This is a genomic window from Curtobacterium citri, from assembly GCF_030362955.1.
GTDB lineage: Bacteria > Actinomycetota > Actinomycetes > Actinomycetales > Microbacteriaceae > Curtobacterium > Curtobacterium citri.
The window spans coordinates 1-792 of the sequence record NZ_JAUCML010000024.1 but is presented as its reverse complement, the minus strand read 5'-3'; the positions used below and the strand labels follow the sequence as shown (position 1 = coordinate 792).

The window sequence follows — 792 nt, the reverse complement described above, 5'->3', positions numbered from 1 at the left end:
CCACCGGAACGGTACGGACGGTCGCCGTCACGCGGCGGACGACGGTCATCGCCACCGGAACGGTACGGACGGTCGCCGTCACGCGGCGGACGACGGTCATCGCCACCGGAACGGTACGGACGGTCGCCGTCACGCGGCGGACGACGGTCATCGCCACCGGAACGGTACGGACGGTCGCCTTCACGACGAGGCCGGTCGGCGCCGCGCGGACCGTCACCCCGAGGAGGACGCGAACCACCGGAGCGGTCACCCTGGCCGGCCGGGCGCCGGCCACCGTCGCCGAAGGACCGGTCCCCGTCGCGGAACGACCGACGCTCGTCACGAGCCGGACGGTCGCCGTCCCGACGCGGACGATCGGCCTCGCGCCGTTCGAAGTCTCGAGGACCGGACGACCAGCGACCGCCTTCGGGACGAGGGCCCCGGTCTCCGCCCCGATCGGGACGACCTGCGCGATCTCGGTCGTTGCGCTGCTGCTCGTCGTCGTTCGCCACCGTTGCTCCTCATCGCGTGCCCGTGCCGAGAGGCCGGGCTGTCGTCCGCTGTGTCGTTGTGGGGGTACTGCGCGGTCGATCGCGCTCGTCATCCAGTCCATCACGAACCAGACCGCGCGTCGAGCGACCCACAGCACAAACAGATGTGGCCACCGACCCACCTCGAGAACGAGGGTCTCCCCTACGAGTTCTCGATGGAGGGCCGATGGCCACATCACTTACGTTGAGTCCGGCGGCGTCCTACTCTCCCACAAGGTCCCCCTTGCAGTACCATCGGCGCTGAGAGGCTTAGCTTCCGGGT

Annotated in this window: 1 protein-coding gene and 1 rRNA gene; both read right to left on the bottom strand. The window is 70.2% G+C overall.

Features of this window, described 5'->3' with window-relative positions; all coding sequences use genetic code 11:
- A partial coding sequence (locus tag QUG92_RS17080) for a hypothetical protein (protein ID WP_289460083.1) occupies window positions 1-238 on the bottom strand: 238 nt, incomplete at its 3' end.
- Window positions 239-718: 480 nt separating this feature from the next.
- Window positions 719-792 (bottom strand): 5S ribosomal RNA (gene rrf, locus QUG92_RS17075); the annotation flags it as partial.